The following is a 19,194-nucleotide window of genomic DNA, read 5'->3' on the forward strand; positions in this document are numbered from 1 at the left end:
CGTAAAAAGCAAACTAAAAAAAATACTATCTTTACCGTTCAAACGTTTATGAACTTAAGTTGCTTTTTTTGCAACACTACATATATAATTATGGCATGTACAAGTTGTTCAACCTCAGATGGTGGCGCACCAAAAGGTTGTAAAAATAATGGGACTTGCGGCACCGATAGCTGCAATAAATTGACGGTTTTCGACTGGCTCGCTAACATGAGCCCGTCTAATGGAGAAGCAATTTTTGACTGTGTTGAAGTTCGTTTTAAAAACGGACGTAAGGAATTTTTTAGAAATTCAGAAAAATTAACTTTAAGCATTGGTGATATTGTAGCAACTGTTGCATCACCGGGACATGATATTGGGATTGTTACTTTGACAGGCGAATTGGTAAAAATTCAAATGAAGAAAAAAGGTGTTAATCACGAAAGTAATGAAGTGCCAAAAATTTATCGCAAAGCATCTCAAAAAGATATTGATATCTGGTCTGTTGCACGTGATCGTGAAGAACCAATGAAAGTTAGGGCACGTGAATTAGCAATTCAGCATAAACTTGAAATGAAAATCTCAGATATTGAATTTCAAGGTGATGGATCTAAGGCCACATTCTATTACACTGCAAATGACAGAGTCGATTTTAGACTTTTGATAAAGGATTTTGCAAAAGAATTCAGTACAAGAGTCGAAATGAAACAAGTAGGTTTTCGTCAGGAAGCGGCTCGTTTAGGCGGAATTGGTTCTTGCGGAAGAGAACTTTGCTGCTCGACCTGGCTAACAGATTTTAGAAGTGTAAATACATCTGCAGCGCGTTACCAACAGCTTTCGCTGAATCCTCAAAAACTGGCCGGACAATGCGGAAAATTAAAGTGCTGCTTAAATTATGAGCTTGATACTTATATGGATGCTTTGAAAGATTTTCCGGATTATGACACTAAGTTAGTGACTGAAAAAGGAGATGCAATCTGTCAGAAACAAGATATTTTTAAAGGGTTGATGTGGTTTGCTTATACCAATAACTTTGCAAACTGGCATGTTTTGAAAATCGATCAGGTTAAAGAAATTATTGCTGAAAACAAACAGAAAAATAAAGTTTCTTCATTAGAAGATTTTGCTATCGAAGTGGTTTCAGAACCTGAAAAAGACTTTAATAATGCAATGGGGCAAGAGAGTTTAACTCGTTTTGATCAGCCAAAAAGGAAGAAAAAACCAAGTCGCAAACGCAAACCAAATGCCGAAGCTGCGATTGTGGGAACTCCAAACAAACCGCAGGCTGCTCCAACTCAAAATAAACCTGCCGGTGGAAATCAAAATAAAGGGAATAATCCAAACAAGGGAAATAAACCAAATAATAACAAATCAAATCAGTCGAATAAATCGAATCAGTCAAATGATAATAAGCCGTCTGAACCTAGAAAACCTATAATTATTACTAAAAATGAGAATAAAAAATAGCGTGATTCTTCTATTGGTAGCAATACTTCTTTTTTCTTGTGATAAAAAAAGAGTATTTGATGAGTATAAATCTGTTGGAAGTGCCTGGAACAAAGACAGTATTGTAACCTTTGATCTGCCAGTTTTAGATTCGACCAAGAAATACAATTTATTTATAAATTTGAGGGATAACAACAACTATCCATTCAAGAATTTATTTTTGATTGTAGCTATTGAAACACCAAGTGGTTTTACAAAAGTAGATACTTTAGAATATGAAATGGCAAAACCTGACGGAACCCTGCTTGGGAACGGTTTTACAGATATAAAAGAAAGTAAGCTTTATTATAAAGAAGATGTAAAATTTAAAGGGAAATATAAAGTACACATTAAACAAGCTGTTAGAGAATCAGGTAAAATCCCTGGTGTTCAGGCTTTAGAAGGAATTACAGACGTAGGTTTTAGAATAGAACAAAAAGATTAGAAAAATAGTTATGGCCACCAAAAAAAACAATCAACCTAATAGTAATAAGGATATTAACTACTATAAAAAGAAATTTTGGAGATTTTTTGCTTATACCTTATTAGGTGTTTTAGCTTTCTTTTTATTTGCCTCATGGGGATTATTCGGTTCAATGCCTTCTTTTGAAGATTTAGAGAACCCGGATTCTAACCTGGCCACAGAAATTATTTCGTCTGATGGAGTAGTAATTGGTAAGTATTTTAAAACCAACAGATCTCAACTTAAATACTCAGATTTACCAAAAAGTTTAGTTGAAGCGTTGGTTGCCACCGAAGATGCCCGTTTTTATGAGCATTCAGGAATTGACGGACGCGGTACTTTAAGAGCCGTTTTTAGTCTAGGAACTAATGGTGGTGCAAGTACATTAACACAGCAATTAGCCAAACAATTATTTCACGGAGAAGGATCTAAGTTTCTTCCGTTTAGGATTGTACAAAAAATAAAGGAATGGATTATCGCCATTCGTCTGGAAAGACAATATACCAAAAACGAAATTTTGGCGATGTATTGCAACGTATATGATTTTGGAAATTATTCTGTAGGAGTTAGTTCTGCTGCACAAACGTATTTCTCTAAAGATCCAAAGGACTTAACAATGGATGAATCTGCTATTTTAGTAGGAATGTTCAAAAACTCAGGATTATACAATCCGGTTCGTAATCCTGAAGGAGTTAAAAACCGTCGTAATGTTGTGCTTTCTCAAATGGAAAAAGCAAAAATGATTACTGACGCTGAAAAATTGAGATTACAAGCTTTACCGATTTCTTTAAAATTCAAGTTAGAAAGTCATCGTGAAGGAACTGCTACTTATTTCAGGGAATACCTTCGTGATTACATGAAAAAATGGGTTGCAGAAAATAAAAAACCGGATGGATCTGATTATGATATCTACAAAGATGGTCTGAAAATTTACACTACTATCGATTCAAGAATGCAATTGCATGCAGAAGAAGCAGTTTCTGAGCATATGAAAAACCTGCAACAGCAATTTTTCATTGAGCAGAAAACCAATAAAAATGCACCTTTTGTAAATATTACTCAGGCAGAAACGGAGCGCCTTATGATGCAGGCGATGAAAAATTCTACACGTTGGGCAATCATGAAAGATCAGGATAAAAGCGAAGATGAAATTATTGCTTCTTTCAAAGTAAAAACAAAAATGCGCATATTTACCTGGAAAGGTGAACGTGATACTACAATGACTCCAATGGATTCTATTCGTTATTTCAAACACTTCCTGCAATCTGGTTTAATGGCCATGGAGCCACAAACCGGAAATATTAAGGCATGGGTTGGAGGAATCAATTATAAATATTTCCAATATGATCACGTTGGACAAGGAGCAAGACAAGTAGGTTCTACGTTTAAACCATTTTTATATGCCACAGCAATTGAACAGTTAAATATGTCTCCTTGTGATTCAATTTTAGATGGACCATTTATGATTCATAAAGGGCGTCACAATGTCACTGCTGATTGGCAACCAAAAAACTCTGATAATAGATACCGAGGCATGGTAACCTTAAAACAAGGTCTTGCGAATTCTATTAATACAGTTTCTGCTAAATTGATTGACAGAACAGGTCCGGAAGCTGTTGTAGAGCTAACGCATAAATTAGGTGTCAAAACTGAAATTCCTGCACAGCCTTCTATTGCATTAGGAGCTGTAGATATTACTGTTGAAGATATGGTTGCTGCGTATAGTACATTTGCCAATCAGGGAGTTTATGTTAAGCCACAGTTTTTAAGCCGTATCGAGAACAAGAGTGGAGAAGTTATTTACGAGCCAATTCCAGAATCTCATGATGTTTTAAATAAAGATATTGCCTTTGCAGTAATTAAATTGTTGGAAGGGGTTACAGAAACTGGTTCTGGGGCACGTTTACGTACGCAAGGTGGTGGAAGTGGAGATAATCGCTGGACAGGATATCCATATATGTTCAAAAATCCTATTGCGGGTAAAACCGGAACAACACAAAATCAGTCTGATGGTTGGTTTATGGGAATGGTTCCTAACTTAGTAACAGGAGTTTGGGTAGGTTGCGAGGATCGTTCAGCTCGTTTTAAAAGTTTAACTTACGGACAAGGAGCTACAGCTGCATTGCCAATTTGGGGTTATTTCATGAAACTTTGTTATGCAGATCCGGGACTTCAGGTTTCTAAATCAGAGTTCGAGCGACCAGCAAATCTTTCTATTAAAGTAGATTGTTATAGCAGACCTGCAGTTGTAAAAGATACAACAGCAACAGAACAAAATACTGACGAATTCGAATTATAATTTAAATTCAATTTTTAATATATAATCCTCTTGTATACTTCTAATTTAAGAAGGAACAAGAGGATTTTTTGTATGGATTTTTATATTATAGCGTAGATTGTTTGCAAAAAAATAGATTAAAATTACAATTTTATTTTTTTTACGAAATCGTTATAATTCAATCTAAAAATCTTATTTTTATCAAAAATATACGGTAATAAAGACTATTTGTTATGATTACAAAAAAAGTAAATAACGTTCAGGAAGCCATAAAAGGCATAGAAGGCGGAATGACTATTATGTTTGGTGGTTTTGGATTGTGCGGAATTCCTGAGAATACTATCGCTGCACTGGTTAACACGCCAATTTCTGATTTAACTTGTATTTCGAATAATGCAGGAGTTGATGATTTTGGTTTAGGATTGCTTTTGCAGAAGAAACAGATCAAAAAAATGATTTCATCTTATGTTGGTGAAAACGCTGAATTCGAACGTCAGATGCTTTCAGGAGAACTGGAAGTTGAATTAACCCCACAAGGAACCTTAGCAGAGCGTTGTAGATCAGCACAAGCCGGAATTCCAGCTTTTTTTACACCCGCAGGTTACGGAACCGAAGTCGCAGAAGGAAAAGAAGTTCGGGAATTCAACGGAAAAATGCATATTATGGAAGAAGCCTTCAAAGCTGATTTTGCAATTGTAAAAGCCTGGAAAGGTGATGAAGCCGGAAATTTGATTTTTAAGGGAACAGCCAGAAATTTTAATGCCTGTATGGCGGGAGCTGCAAAAATAACCATTGCTGAAGTTGAAGAATTAGTTCCTGTTGGAACTTTAGATCCCAATCAAATTCATATTCCAGGAATTATGGTGCAACGCATTTTTCAGGGAGAAAAGTTTGAAAAGAGAATTGAACAACGAACAGTTAGACAAAGGAATTAGATAATTGAGATAATTGGATAATTCTTTACAGGATATTTTAAATTATCTAATTATCAAATTGACTAATTGACACATATAAAAATTAACACATTAGAAAATATGTTAACAAAAGAAGATATTGCAAAAAGAATTGCGAAAGAAGTAAAAGACCGATATTTTGTTAATCTTGGCATTGGCATTCCTACTTTGGTTGCAAATTATGTCAGGGAAGATATTGCTGTTGAATTTCAAAGCGAAAATGGAGTTTTAGGAATGGGGCCTTTTCCTTTTGCAGGAGAAGAAGATGCTGATATTATCAATGCCGGAAAGCAAACTATTACGACACTTCCCGGAGCGAGTTTCTTTGATTCGGCTTTTAGTTTTGGAATGATTAGAAGTCAAAAAGTAGATTTAACTATTTTGGGTGCTATGGAGGTTTCCGAAAACGGAGATATTGCCAATTGGAAGATTCCGGGTAAAATGGTGAAGGGAATGGGAGGAGCTATGGATTTAGTTGCTTCTGCAGAAAATATAATCGTTGCTATGATGCACGTTAATAAAGCCGGTGAATCTAAAATATTAAAGAAATGCACTCTGCCTTTAACCGGCGTAGGATGTGTAAAAAAGATCGTAACTGAACTTGCAGTACTCGAAGTGACTAAAAAGGGTTTTAAGCTCTTAGAACGTGCGCCTGGTGTTTCTGTCGAGCACATCATTGCCTCAACAGACGCTGAGTTGATTATTGAAGGAGATATTCCGGAAATGGATATTTGATAGAAATCTTACTTTTCGTTTAAAAACAAATTTAGGCTGACCTTTAATAGGTCAGCCTTTTTTGTAAGAATAATTTAAGAATTGTTTTTTTTTGTTTTTTCCAGTAAAATTAGGATGTCAGCTGTTTTTATGCCTTTAACTTGCTATAAAACAGTGATATAATTATTTTTAGGCTTGTTTTTTTGTGAATTATTTAGAGTTTGTTAAATAAAAGTGAATTTAACATAAAAAATGTTGTATTTTATCGATTAACGGCAAATTTTATCGATAATCTGACATAAATAAAATACTTTTATCTCAAAATAAAGTATTTACTTACATTAAATATTTTATTTGTAATCCTTTAACCAAACTCAAAAATAATTTATTATGGAAAGAAAATTACCAAAAATTATGACATCAACCGTTATTATTCTTACATTTTCTGTAGCAGGTTTTGCCCAAACTACAGATAAACGGATAAGTCAGAAAAATGTTTCAGAAAACGGACAACCAAGTTTAATCACTTTTAGTGAAAAATCTACCTACAAAGGAACAGATTATAATACTGTCTTTAAAGAGCAATTAGGTTTAAAAGACAATCAGTCTTTTTCGAAAGTAAAAATAGAATCTGATAAAGAAGGTTTTACACACGAAAAATTTCAGTTGTATGAACAAGGTGTTAAGGTTGAATTTGCCAATTATACCCTGCATTCAAAAAACGGAAAATTGACATCGATGAATGGAGAGTTTTATGCTCTTGAAAATGTTAAAACAACTCCTAAACTATCTAGTCAGGCTGCTTTTGCTAAAGCAATTGTTTACACCGGAGCAAAAGAATATTTATGGGAAAAACCGGAAGATGCCGCTGCAATGAATTATGAGAAACCAAAAGGAGAACTGGTTTTACTTCCGGCGATGGAAGAACAAGGAGAAGCGAGAAAAAGCGATAAAGTGCGATTGGCCTATAAATTTGATATTTATGCTACAAATCCGTTAAGTCGTGGTGATCTTTATATTGATGCTCAGACCGGAGCAGCTTTGTATTACAATGCTACTATAAAACATCTTGGAGAAAATAGCCATGGCAGATTAATTTCGGCTGCAGCCAAAGAACAAAACAAGACTACAAACCCAAACATTGCATTTGTTGCTGCAAATGCTGCGACACGTTATAGCGGAACGCAAACCATTCAGACAAGTTTAAGCGGTTCATCATATATTTTATCTGATGTAACTCGTGGTAACGGAGTTCAGACTTATAACTCTGCGAGAACGGCAACTTATCCAACAACAAATTTTACAGATGCTGATAATAACTGGACAGCAGCCGAATATAATAACACAAACAAAGACAATGGAGCATTAGATGCACATTGGGGTGCTGAAATGACTTATGATTACTGGTCTGCCGTGCATGGGAGAAATAGTTTTGACAATGCAGGAGCAAAAATTAAAAGCTATGTTCATTATAATCTGGTAGCCGCCGGATATCCAAATAATAATAATGCATTCTGGAATGGTAGTGTTATGACATACGGTGACGGTACCGGAACTGGTGGGTTTGACATCTTAACAGCAATGGACGTGGCGGGACACGAAATTGGTCATGCTGTTTGTACTTATACCGCTAATTTAGCGTATCAAAAAGAATCAGGAGCGATGAATGAAGCTTTCTCTGATATATGGGGAGCTTGTATTGAATATCGTGCTGCACCAACAAAATCGACCTGGTTAGTTGGTGAAGATATTGAAAGAAGAAGCGGCCATCTTGCTTTGCGTTCTATGAGTGATCCAAATTCTGAAGGACAACCGGATACGTACGGCGGAACTTACTGGGTAAATGTAAATTGTACACCAACAAGCAGTAACGATCAATGTGGAGTTCATACTAATTCAGGAGTTCTAAATCATTGGTTTTATATTTTATCTGTTGGTAAATCAGGAACTAATGATATTGGAAGCGTTTATAACGTAACAGGTATTACGATCGACAAAGCAGCAAAAATTGCTTACCGCTTAGAAAGTGTTTATTTAACTGCAAATTCAACATATGCAAATGCAAGAACTTCCGGTATACAATCTGCAATAGATTTATATGGTTCAGGATCTGCAGAAGTTATAGCAACTACTAATGCATTTTATGCCGTAGGTGTTGGTGCTGCATACGTAGGATCTACTGATACAGTTGCCCCAACAACTCCAGCTTCACTTGCTGCTTCAGGAACAACCGGATCAACAACAAATTTAACCTGGACACCTTCTACAGATAATGTGGCAGTTACGGGATATAACATCTATCAGGGAACAACTTTAAAAGGTTCGTCTACAACAACAAGTTATACCGTAACCGGATTAACTGCTTTAACAGCCTATACTTTTAGTGTAAAAGCAAAAGATGCTGCAGGAAATCTTTCTGCCTCAAGCAATACCGTAAATGTAACTACGACTGCAGCAAGTTTAGCATATTGTACTTCTCAGGGTAATAGTACTGCAGATGAAAGAATTGGTAAAGTTGTATTTGGAACAATAAATAATACATCAACCGGAACAACAGGTTATGAAAATTATACTTCTATTTCTACCAATGCAACCACAGGAACAGCTTATACAATTACAATTACACCAAGCTGGACATCTACTGTTTATAGTGAAGGATATGCTGTTTTTATAGATTATAATCAAGATGGGGATTTCACAGATTCTGGAGAAACAGTCTGGACAAAAGCTGCATCAACAACAAGTCCGGTAACAGGGACTATAACAATTCCTGCTACAGCAACTCTTGGCACAACAAGACTTAGAGTTTCTATGAAATACAATGCAATTCCAACATCTTGCGAGGCTTTTTCTTATGGACAAGTTGAAGATTACTCTATAAACATAACTTCTTCAGGAGCAATTGTAACTGAGGAAATTGTAACAGGATTAGTTGAGACTACAGAAACTTCAAGTTTTGCATTATATCCAAATCCGGTTGCAGATGAGCTAAATGTTTCATTTTTGAATAATACAGGATATACTTTTAGAATTGTAAATACTTTAGGACAACAAATTAGTACTGGAGAACTTTCCGAAAATCCTATTGATGTGAGTAAATTAAATACTGGAGTTTATATTATCGAATTAAATAACGGCAGTAAAAGAATCGTTAAGAAATTTGCTAAGAAATAAATTCAATTTGAATTAGTAAAAATGAAAAGCCTCGCAATTTTAATTGCGAGGCTTTTTTATGATTAATCATAAGTGCTTACAAATTAAATGAAGCTCCTAAACTAAAAGTGGCCTGATTGTTTAAATGATCGAATACACCATCATTATTACCATATTTTGCGATTGGAAAACCAATTTCTGTGAAAACACCAAATCCGTCAGTAAAGAAATAACGACCACCTACATGACCACCAAAATTATGCAGTCCTAAACTTAAACCCGGGTAAACATCTAATTGCTCTACACCAATAACACTGCTTAAATTAGCATTAATTCTGGCTTTAGCATCAAAACGATCCTGAAATTCTGGTTTGTAATCATTGTAAGGAGTTGGATTATTGTGATAGAAACCATTAAAATTATCTACACCTAATAAATAATTAGCAACAAAACCAAAAGAGAAATTTTCTCCTAAACCAAAATCAACAGAACCCTGAATTCCTGAACCACCATCTTGAAGATTAGCACCAACGTTAACCTTAACATCTCCTTTGCCTTTAAAAGCTTGTTGTGCTTGTGTAAATCCAAATGATACTAAAAACAAAAGTGTAATTACCTTTTTCATAAACTTAAATATTAATTATTTTAAAATGCAAAAATAGTTTTTTATAGATTAATTCCTACCTTTTTCGTTGAAATACAGTTCATTTAACGGATCACTTTGCCAGAATTCCTTGGTATCGACGTTCATGATTGTTAGAGGACCTCTAAAGGCAGCACCAGTATCTACATTCCAGACGCAGGCTTTTTGAACCGGAACAGTTTTTCCAATTCGGGTAACCGGAGTGTGGCCAATGTAAATTTCTTTATAAATCGTAAAACGTTTAGGATAATATAAATCATCAGGTTTTAAATTAGGATCTAATGAAAGTGCCGTTTCCCAAAGTGTTCTGTCCCAATAAAATAGTTTTGGAAAATATTCCCACATTACGCCGCTTAAGTTTGTAAAACCTGCATGAACAAAAAGTCGGTTTTCGTCATCCAGATAATAATCTTTCAGCGATTCAAAAAACGCAATATGTTCCTTTTTTCTTTCAGGTGAGATTTTAGCATATCCTTCAACAGTAGCTTTTCCGCCATGTTTGTACCACATTTCCTCATCAAGATCTTCATGTCTGTTTTCCAGCCAGTCTAAAGCAAGCTGATCATGATTTCCCCTGATGCAAATGCAGTTTTGCTTGCTTTTTAAATCAATTAAATAATCGATTACTTCTGCAGATTGGCTCCATCCGTCAACATAATCGCCTAAAAATATAAGAGTGTCTTTTGTCGTTACATCGGCTTTTTTCAACACTTGTTCAAGTGCGAGTAATCCCCCGTGTATGTCGCCTATAACAAATGTTCGCATTTTAATTTATTTCGTGTAGCTTACAAAAATAAAGAAAATGATTTGTTTGAGATCATTAAGTTGTTAATCTTTAAAAATTGATACTATTTATAACTATAACAACGCTCTTTTTATTGCTTTACTGTTTAAATTTGCATAATGTCAGACGCACCTAAATATCGAAAAATAATCCATATTGATATGGATGCTTTTTACGCTTCGGTAGAGCAAATGGATAATCCTGCTTTACGAGGAAAACCTGTTGCTGTAGGCGGTTCAGAGAATAGAGGAGTAGTTTCAGCAGCAAGTTATGAAGCCCGCAAATTTGGTGTGCGAAGTGCTATAAGTGGAGTTTTGGCTAAAAAATATTGTCCGGATATTATTTTTGTGCGTCCGCGCTTCGATCGGTATAAAGAGATTTCAAGTAAAATTCATACGATCTTTCATGAATATACAGATCTGGTAGAGCCACTTTCGCTTGACGAAGCTTATCTGGATGTTACACAGAATAAAAAAGGAAATCCAAGTGCGAGTTTGCTTGCCCAGGAAATTAGACTGAGAATTTTGAATGAGGTCGGAATTTCTGCCTCGGCGGGAATTTCAGTCAATAAATTCGTTGCCAAGATTGCCAGCGATGTTAATAAACCAAATGGACAAAAAACCGTAAACCCGGATGAAATTGAAGCATTTTTAGAAGATTTACCAATCAGAAAGTTTTATGGAGTAGGGAAAGTGACAACAGAAAAAATGTATCAATTAGGCATTTTTACCGGTCTTGATCTTAAAAGCAAATCAGTTGAATTTCTGGAAAAACATTTCGGAAAATCGGGTGCTTTCTATTTTAATGTAGTTCGCGGAATTCATAACAGTGAAGTAAAGCCACATCGTATAACCAAATCAGTTGCGGCAGAAAACACTTTTGATGTCAATCTAACATCCGAAATTTTTATGTTAGAACAGCTTGATAAAATTGCAACATCTCTTGAAAGACGATTGCAAAAGCATAAAATTTCAGGAAAAACGGTTACACTTAAAATTAAATACAGTGATTTTTCACAGCAAACCCGAAGTAAAACCCTGCCTTATTTTATATCTGATAAAAGTCTGATTCTCGAAACAGTAGAAGAATTATTATATCAGGAGCGTATGAAAGATTCTGTTCGATTACTTGGGATTTCTCTTAACAATCTAAATACAGAAGAAAAAAAAGCAGTAGTTGTACAATTAAAATTTTCTTTCTAATTGCTATTAAACAATCGTTAAATAGGTAAAAAATTGATTTTGTGATGAATTTTCGTTCTACCTTTGAGTGAAACATTCTATTACCCTTAAAATTATTTCAAATGAAAAAAGCTAATTCTGATGATGTTTTGCATCGCAATTCAGTTCCTATCCTTGCATGGGATTTTCATTATGAATATTTAAATGAACTGAAAGCCATTTTTGCCGATTTAAAGCGAGTAAATAAGATTTCGAATCAATATACCTGGAATGAAAAAAATCTTGAAATAGAAGAGCGTATTAAAGACGAAGTTGTTTTGGTTACCGATCTTGAACTAAAAATTGTTTTCGCTTCAAACGGAATAAAAAGAATGACAGGTTATTCGGAATGTGAAGTATTAGGTAAAACGCCAAAAATGTTTCAGGGGCCTAAAACTTCAAAAAATGTTTTAAAAGAGATTCGAGAAGCAATCAAACTGCAAGTCCCTTTTGAAAAAACAATCCAAAATTATAGAAAAGACGGTCGAACTTATAAATGCAAAATTAATGGTTCTCCAGTTTTCAACATAAAGGGGCAATTAACACATTTTATTGCCTTTGAAAAAGAAGTCGCTTAAAGTTAAACACAAATTTAGCTAAGATTCACAGCAAGTTCAACAATAATATAAATGACAAAACCGCCCAAAACAGGCGGTTTTCCTATGAAAAAAACTTAGTAACTCAGCAACTTAGTGTCTCAGCGACTAAAAAATTATAAATTTTCGAAAAAATCATTTCCTTTATCATCAGTAATGATAAAAGCGGGGAAATCTTTAACGGTGATTTTACGTACGGCTTCCATTCCTAATTCTTCAAAATCAACAACTTCAACTTTTAGGATATTGTCCTGGGCTAAAATTGCTGCCGGACCTCCAATAGAACCTAAATAGAATCCGCCATATTTATTACAAGCATCCGTTACTTGTTTAGTACGGTTTCCTTTTGCGAGCATAATCATGCTTCCGCCATGTTTCTGGAATTCATCTACATAAACATCCATACGTCCTGCAGTTGTAGGTCCAAAACTTCCTGAAGCCATTCCCTCCGGAGTTTTTGCAGGTCCCGCATAATAAACCGGGTGGTTTTTAAAATATTCCGGCATTGGTTTACCAGCTTCCAGTAATTCCATGATTTTGGCGTGAGCTATATCTCGTGCTACAATCACAGTTCCGTTTAATTTTAAACGGGTTTTTATTGGATATTGAGTCAATTTAGCCAAAATATTAGCCATTGGCATATCAAGATCAATTTCTACAGGAGCTTCTAAATGAGGAGCTGTTTCAGGCAAAAATTGTTTTGGATTTACTTCTAATTGCTCGACGAAAATCCCGTCTTTATTAATTTTTCCTTTTATATTTCTATCAGCAGAACAAGAAACTCCCAATCCAACCGGACAAGAAGCCGCGTGACGAGGCAAACGAATTACACGAACATCATGTGTAAAGTATTTTCCGCCAAATTGTGCACCAATAGCACTTTCCTGGCAAATTTGCTGCACTTTAGCTTCCCATTCTATATCACGAAAAGCCTGACCAGACATATTACCAGAAGTAGGCAAATGATCATAATATCCTGCAGATGCTTTTTTTACAGCGCTTAAATTTGCTTCCGCAGAAGTTCCTCCAATTACTAAAGCCAAGTGATAAGGAGGACAAGCCGAAGTTCCTAGATCTTTTATTTTTGTTCGAATGAAAGCATCCATGGATTTTTCATTCAATAATGATTTTGTTTGTTGGTATAAGTATGTTTTATTTGCAGATCCTCCGCCTTTTGCCATAAATAAAAACTCGTATGAAGTTCCTTTTTTAGCATAAATGTCAATTTGAGCCGGAAGATTCGATCCTGAATTTTTTTCTTCAAACATCGAAATCGGTACAATTTGCGAATAACGTAAATTACGTTTTTGGTAGGTATTAAAGATTCCTCTGCTTAACCATTCTGCATCATCAACACCGGTAAAAATACTCTCACCTTTTTTTGCCATTACAATTGCCGTTCCAGTATCCTGGCAGCTTGGCAATTGACCTTCGGCAGCAACAGAAGCATTTTGCAGTAAATTATAAGCCACAAAACGATCGTTATCTGTAGCTTCAGGATCATCAAGAATTTTACGAAGTTTTTGTAAATGTGTTGTTCTTAGCATGAACGAAACATCTGTTAAAGCTTCTTCGGCCAATAATTCTAAACCTTTTGGGTCAACAGTTAAAACTTCACGTTCTCCAAATTTTTCAACTTTCACAAAATCAGAAGTAATTTTGCGGTACTGCGTATCATCCTTTAAAATAGGATAAGGGTCTTGGTATATAAAATCAATCATTGTTTTGTTTTTGACAAAGTTAGAAATTATTTACCTAAGAAAGAATTTGAATAAGGCTGTTTATGGTGTTTTATTCTTGTTTATGAAAGTCATCAAAACTCATTTTTTTCTCAAAGTAAGTCTTGTCTCTTGCAGAAAGTAATTGACTTTTCCAGCGATTTCCGCTTAAGCGAAAGACCATCGAGTCAGAGTGTTTTACCGTACCCATATTTTCATCATTATCATCAGGTTCAAAAGAAACTGTTTTGCAATAGAAAGATTCAGGATTTGCTTTTGCTGGTTTTTCAAATTCAACCCAATTTCCCCAGCCACTGTCAGACATTGTATACCATTCGTACACCAACTGTACATCGCTATTTTTAAAATAATACAAATAGTGATTTTGATTGTATCCGCAAGCCGGATATCCAAAACTAACCTGAATAAACGGAGAATTTTTATCACTTTCTGTTCCTAATCCGTATATAGCTCCCCATTCTGATCCTTTTTCGATTCCGTCAATTGTTATTTTTGAGGAATTGGTTTTAATTTTATTCTGATAAAAATCAAGTCGGTATTTTCCTGTGACAATGCTGTCTTTATCTGCTTTTTGATCTAAAAGATGTGCCAGAATATAATTATCTTTTGATGTTTCACCATAATCAGAAATAGAAATAGTATCTGTTTTTAAGAAACTCTCTTTAGCTGCGATTACTTCAGATTTAGTTTCCGGAAGTTTAGCAACTACTTGATTTACCGGTTTTGGTTTTTGGCAACCAATTAAAAGGCATAGAATAAAAAGGTATTGTGGTTTCATTAATGTGTGGTATTATTGTTTTTGTGTTCAACTGGACTGAAGTCCAGCCTTACAATATAAATCATTCCTTCGGAACTTTAAATAAAGAGCCATCGGCTAGAGTCATATTGTATGGCCGGATTTTAATCCGGTTTAAATATAATTATATTAAATTTTCAAAAATATATTTTTCATCAAATTTGACATTAAATTTATTTAAGAATGATAAATATTCATCTCTAAAATTTTGTTTTTTGTGATGTTCCTCCTGATTGGCAATGTATTTATATACAGCATCTATATGGGATCTACTATAAGAAAAAACACCATAACCTTCCTGCCACTCGAATTTATGTCTTGTCAATTCATGATCATTTATAAATTTTGACGATTTCCCTTTTACAATTTTCATTAATTCCGAAATTGAAATAGTTGGTTTAAGACCTAACAGGCAGTGAACATGATCTTCTGTTCCATTGACAATTATGGTCTTGCATCCTGTTTCATTTATTAAATTTCCAATTACACTTAATATTTTTGACTTGCATTCTTTAGTGATAAGTGCTTCTCTATATTTTACTGCAAAAACGGCCTGAATATATACTTGATGATAGGTATTTGACATTTTGTATTCATAAAGATTTAAATTACCTTACAATAATACAAAATTATTCTTACAAATATTTTATAAGATCGTTTTTGATAATTTAAACCGGATTAAAATCCAGCTCTACAATATGAATCGTTCTTTCTGAACTTTGAAAAAAAGCTATGCACTCAATTGCTATTTTAAACCGGATTAAAATCCGTCCCTACAATATAAAACGTTCCTCCGGAACTTTGAAAAAAAGCTATGCATTCAATTGCTATTTTAAACCGGATTAAAATCCGGCCCTACAATATAAAACGTTCCTCCGGAACTTTAAAAAGAGCCAGCGGCTCAATCCATATTGTAGAGCTGGACTTTAGTCCAGTTAAATTTAGTAATGATTTAAAAAAACCAAGTAGCTACAAAAATCGCCGTAATCACACAAATTAGATCCACCAGAAGCATTGTCCCCAATGCGTAACGGGTGTTTTTAATATTAACAGAACCAAAATAAACCGCAATAACATAGAATGTGCTTTCGGCACTACACTGAAAAATACTGCTTAATCTTGCCGTTAAAGAATCTGCACCAAAGGTATTCATCGAATCAATTAAAAATCCGCGGGATCCTGCAGAGCTAAAAGGACGTAACATCGCTACAGGCAATGCATTTGTTATTTCTTTGCTTACTCCCATATTCGAGAAAACAAAAGCAATTCCGTTACTGATAATTTCAAATAAACCACTATTTCTAAATAAAGAAATTGCTACTAACATTCCCAATACATAAGGAAAAATAGTAACCCCAGTTTTAAGTCCATTATTGGCTCCAACTACAAACGTGTCAAAAGGCGTAGTATTGGCATCTATAAATTTCTTTTCATTTTTAAAGGCAAAAATCAAAGTAAAGGCAATGATTCCAATTAATATTAATCCGGAAAGGTTAGAGGTAAAGTAATTTTTACCAATTAGATCCAGATGATTTACGTACATCAATAAACCAACAATTGCAGCAATTAATCCCATTAAGACAATGAGAAGAGAGGCACTTTTGAAATTGATTTTTTGTTTGATTCCCACAATTAAAAAAGCTGCAATAGTACCTATGAAAGAGGTAATAATACATGGCAGCATCACATCAGCAGGATTACTGGCATTTGCCGCAGCGCGATATCCAATAATCGAAGTCGCAATTAAAGTCAAACCTGAAGCGTGAAGACACATAAACATGATTTGAGCATCACTCGCTTTGTCTTTGTCCGGGTTTATTTCCTGTAAACTTTCCATGGCTTTAAGCCCAAATGGAGTTGCAGCCGAATCTAACCCAAGGAAATTAGCAGCAAAGTTTAATGTCATATAGGATATCGATGGATGATTTTCAGGAATACTAGGAAATACTTTTACAAATACCGGACTCAATACCTTAGCTAATTTTCCTGATGCGCCGGAAATGATTAGTAGTTCCATTAATCCGCAGAAAAAAGCTAAATAAGCAATAAGCGGTAAGATCAAGTCGACCAAAGTACTTTTACAAGTTGGTAATAAACCATCAGATTTTTGAAGACCACTAAAAATTTTTACAGTTTTATTTTTATAAACATAAGTAGTATCCGCATTAAGAGTGTCACGATTGATAATCATGCTTTGATCCGGTGCTTTTTTGATACTGTCTTTGATAAAAGCAGGAAGTTCGTCGATGTATTTTTCAGAGACTAAAATGGGATCATCTTTCTTTCCATTTATAACTGAATCAATGGTATAAGTGTTGGCTGTAAATAAACTTACAACAATAAAAAGAATCGAAGAAATAAAAATCGTTAACCAAAATCTACTTAATACCATAATGCTAATTTTTTTGTAAATGTAATTATTTAGCGATAATATGTACAAAGATTTTACAGTCGAAACTCGAAGTATTTATTATAAAGCACAATGATTTAGTGAAAAATCAATTTATTCGATAATGATTTTGGTTTCCAGATAATTTTCAAAAGCTTTAATTCCGTCAAAGAGAATTTCTTTTTTAGAGGTTTCTGTCTCGCTAAAAAAATGCGTTTCTATTTTTGCATGATCCTTTTTAATCGTCCTTTTCCAGGTTCCTATAACTTTTGAATTTTCGAGAATAATCGGTTTAAAGATCCCATTATTAGTAAAAGCTTTCGGTTGATGTTCTAAAACAATAGAAGCTTCACGGGTTTTATAAGAGATTAAAATTTCATCAAAAGCAGGAAGAAAGTGTATGCTTTCGTGAATCAAATTGCTGTTAGTTGGTTGATTTACAAACCAGTATGTTTGTTTGTTTATTTCGATTGAAGTCATTTGCAACTCAATTGCATTAATGGCAGATTTACAGATTGTTGGCGAAAAACCGGACCACCAAGAAAAATCAAGTAATGTTGCCGGACCATGACTTTCAAAATAACGCAAGGCTAATTTTGCCAGAGCTTCTTCTTTTGTTAGTTTCGATTTTGGTTTAGAAACCCTTTCTTCCAATAAAGCATATGTGATTTGTTTTCCTTTCATTTTACCATTACAAACCAAGCCGTCAAGTTCTGCATTCATCATAATTGCAGCACTCAAAAAATCTTCGCTTGAAGTTTTCTTGATATTAAGTTCCTGCATAATTTCATCACGGGTAAAATGATTATTTCCGCTTAATACTTTTTCTATTACAGAATTCGCCTGATCTAATTTCTTAGCATCAAATCCGTATTTACGAGCCGCCGAAGTGGTGAATCTTTTAACTTGAGGTGCAGAGAGTTCCAACATCCAATAAATATCTTCAGCAGCTACAAAATGCCAGGTTGGCCTAAGAATATGAGTTCTGATAATTTGTGCTGAATTTATAGCCTCTTCAATGGCTGCCTCAGTCGCATTACACCTGGATCCAATCGCCCATTTTGCCATCGCATAATCCTGTGCTTGCATGGCGCCCAGATGATGAACAATTTCAACGGGAGAATTTGAACTAGTTTTAAGAAGCTTTTGAGCGGCAAGTCTATGATGTGAAATTTCCTGATGTGTCATTTAGTAAAACATTATAAGCTTGTTAGTAAACTTTAAGTCTTTGTAAATCAGTGCCTTTTTGCTTCTATCTAAATATGAATAATCTCCTCATCGATCAATAAATCCTCTCGTCGCAACCGCAGGAAAATCTGAGCTACAGCAATTGTATCTTTTTCACAATATGTTACAATTCTATCAATATCTTTTTCTACGTAATACACATGGCCAACCTGACTTCCGTCGATATCGCCTTTTGGAGAAGGGATTCCAAGAATTTTGGTTAATAGTTTTAAAGAGGTAAAATGTTTATAATCACCAAACTTCCATAACTCCAAAGTGTCTAAATGAGCAATTTCCCAAGGCTTTTTACCAAACAAATTCAGTTTGTCAGGAATTGCAATTTGGTTGATAATCATTCTTCTGGCAATAAACGGAATATCAAATTCTTTCGCATTATGTCCGCATAAAAGATGTTGTGGCTGATTGTAATGATTATTTAGTAAATTATTGAAGTCTTTTAAAATCTTTTTTTCATCTCCAAAGAACGAAGTGACACGAAAATTCCGAATATCACCTTTGATCGTAAAATATCCAACCGATATACAAACAATCTTTCCGAACTCTGCCCAAATTCCGGCACGATCGTAAAATTCTTCGGGCGTAAAATCATCTTTTCGTTGATACTGGGTTTTATGATCCCAAAGAGATTGCATTTCTATATCAAGCGAATTAAAATTTTCTTCTTCAGGAACCGTTTCTATATCAAGAAAAAGAATGTTATTAAGATTTATTTTTTCAATCATATTTTTTCAAGTGGTTTTGCCACGAATTTCACAAA

The 19,194-nt window shown here is 34.5% G+C and carries 16 protein-coding genes; 8 read left to right on the forward strand and 8 right to left on the reverse strand.

Annotated elements, in window-relative coordinates; translation table 11 throughout:
- Positions 1-90 precede the first annotated feature (90 nt).
- The 6 genes from BXU01_RS06070 to BXU01_RS06095 all read left to right on the forward strand — a co-directional run bounded on the left by BXU01_RS06070 (position 91) and on the right by BXU01_RS06095 (position 9,043).
- Positions 91-1,443 (forward strand): regulatory iron-sulfur-containing complex subunit RicT, encoded by a 1,353-nt coding sequence (locus BXU01_RS06070; RefSeq protein WP_083692233.1) that lies wholly within the window; start codon positions 91-93, stop codon positions 1,441-1,443.
- Positions 1,427-1,906 carry a gliding motility lipoprotein GldH gene (locus BXU01_RS06075; RefSeq protein WP_083692235.1) on the forward strand — a complete coding sequence of 160 codons (480 nt, stop codon included), beginning with the start codon at positions 1,427-1,429 and terminating at the stop codon, positions 1,904-1,906. Before BXU01_RS06070 ends, BXU01_RS06075 begins: the two co-directional genes overlap by 17 nt.
- A 10-nt stretch (positions 1,907-1,916) precedes the next feature.
- The gene (locus BXU01_RS06080; RefSeq protein WP_083692237.1) at positions 1,917-4,223 is read left to right on the forward strand and encodes a penicillin-binding protein 1A; all 2,307 of its coding nucleotides are present in this window, start codon (positions 1,917-1,919) and stop codon (positions 4,221-4,223) included.
- A gap of 212 nt (positions 4,224-4,435) precedes the next feature.
- Positions 4,436-5,137 (forward strand): CoA transferase subunit A, encoded by a 702-nt coding sequence (locus BXU01_RS06085; RefSeq protein ID WP_083692239.1) that lies wholly within the window; start codon positions 4,436-4,438, stop codon positions 5,135-5,137.
- Between the two features lie 99 nt (positions 5,138-5,236).
- A complete protein-coding gene (locus tag BXU01_RS06090) occupies positions 5,237-5,890 on the forward strand; it encodes a 3-oxoacid CoA-transferase subunit B (RefSeq protein ID WP_083692240.1) in 654 nt (217 codons plus the stop codon).
- 369 nt (positions 5,891-6,259) lie between these two features.
- Positions 6,260-9,043, forward strand: coding sequence for a M4 family metallopeptidase (locus BXU01_RS06095; RefSeq protein WP_083692242.1), 2,784 nt, complete (start codon positions 6,260-6,262; stop codon positions 9,041-9,043).
- 76 nt (positions 9,044-9,119) lie between these two features.
- On the opposite strand, the gene BXU01_RS06100 is transcribed toward BXU01_RS06095, so the two are convergent.
- A complete protein-coding gene (locus BXU01_RS06100) occupies positions 9,120-9,647 on the reverse strand; it encodes a DUF6646 family protein (RefSeq protein ID WP_055094314.1) in 528 nt (175 codons plus the stop codon).
- A gap of 48 nt (positions 9,648-9,695) precedes the next feature.
- The gene (locus tag BXU01_RS06105; RefSeq protein ID WP_083692243.1) at positions 9,696-10,430 is read right to left on the reverse strand and encodes a metallophosphoesterase family protein; all 735 of its coding nucleotides are present in this window, start codon (positions 10,428-10,430) and stop codon (positions 9,696-9,698) included.
- A 138-nt stretch (positions 10,431-10,568) separates the two neighbouring features.
- On the opposite strand from BXU01_RS06105, the gene dinB reads away from it, so the two are divergent.
- Entirely contained in the window at positions 10,569-11,651 is a 1,083-nt protein-coding gene (dinB, locus tag BXU01_RS06110) for a DNA polymerase IV (protein ID WP_083692245.1), read from the forward strand.
- Between the two features lie 101 nt (positions 11,652-11,752).
- The gene (locus BXU01_RS06115; RefSeq protein WP_083692247.1) at positions 11,753-12,247 is read left to right on the forward strand and encodes a PAS domain-containing protein; all 495 of its coding nucleotides are present in this window, start codon (positions 11,753-11,755) and stop codon (positions 12,245-12,247) included.
- A 134-nt stretch (positions 12,248-12,381) separates the two neighbouring features.
- Here the strand turns inward: BXU01_RS06115 and BXU01_RS06120 are convergent, their stop codons facing one another.
- The 6 genes from BXU01_RS06120 to BXU01_RS06145 all read right to left on the reverse strand — a co-directional run bounded on the left by BXU01_RS06120 (position 12,382) and on the right by BXU01_RS06145 (position 19,159).
- Positions 12,382-13,986 (reverse strand): fumarate hydratase, encoded by a 1,605-nt coding sequence (locus BXU01_RS06120; RefSeq protein WP_083692249.1) that lies wholly within the window; start codon positions 13,984-13,986, stop codon positions 12,382-12,384.
- Between the two features lie 70 nt (positions 13,987-14,056).
- Positions 14,057-14,782, reverse strand: a complete 726-nt coding sequence (locus BXU01_RS06125; RefSeq protein ID WP_083692251.1) for a hypothetical protein — start codon at positions 14,780-14,782, stop codon at positions 14,057-14,059.
- Between the two features lie 142 nt (positions 14,783-14,924).
- On the reverse strand, positions 14,925-15,386 hold the full coding sequence (tnpA, locus tag BXU01_RS06130; RefSeq protein ID WP_083692252.1) for an IS200/IS605 family transposase: 462 nt from the start codon (positions 15,384-15,386) through the stop codon (positions 14,925-14,927).
- Positions 15,387-15,752: 366 nt separating this feature from the next.
- Positions 15,753-17,192 carry a nucleoside recognition domain-containing protein gene (locus BXU01_RS06135; protein ID WP_083692254.1) on the reverse strand — a complete coding sequence of 480 codons (1,440 nt, stop codon included), beginning with the start codon at positions 17,190-17,192 and terminating at the stop codon, positions 15,753-15,755.
- 111 nt (positions 17,193-17,303) lie between these two features.
- The gene (locus tag BXU01_RS06140) at positions 17,304-18,377 is read right to left on the reverse strand and encodes a winged helix DNA-binding domain-containing protein (protein WP_083692255.1); all 1,074 of its coding nucleotides are present in this window, start codon (positions 18,375-18,377) and stop codon (positions 17,304-17,306) included.
- A gap of 68 nt (positions 18,378-18,445) precedes the next feature.
- A complete protein-coding gene (locus BXU01_RS06145; RefSeq protein ID WP_083692257.1) occupies positions 18,446-19,159 on the reverse strand; it encodes a 3'-5' exonuclease in 714 nt (237 codons plus the stop codon).
- Positions 19,160-19,194 lie beyond the last annotated feature (35 nt).

The sequence above is a fragment of the [Flexibacter] sp. ATCC 35103 genome, from assembly GCF_001975985.1.
GTDB lineage: Bacteria > Bacteroidota > Bacteroidia > Flavobacteriales > Flavobacteriaceae > Flavobacterium.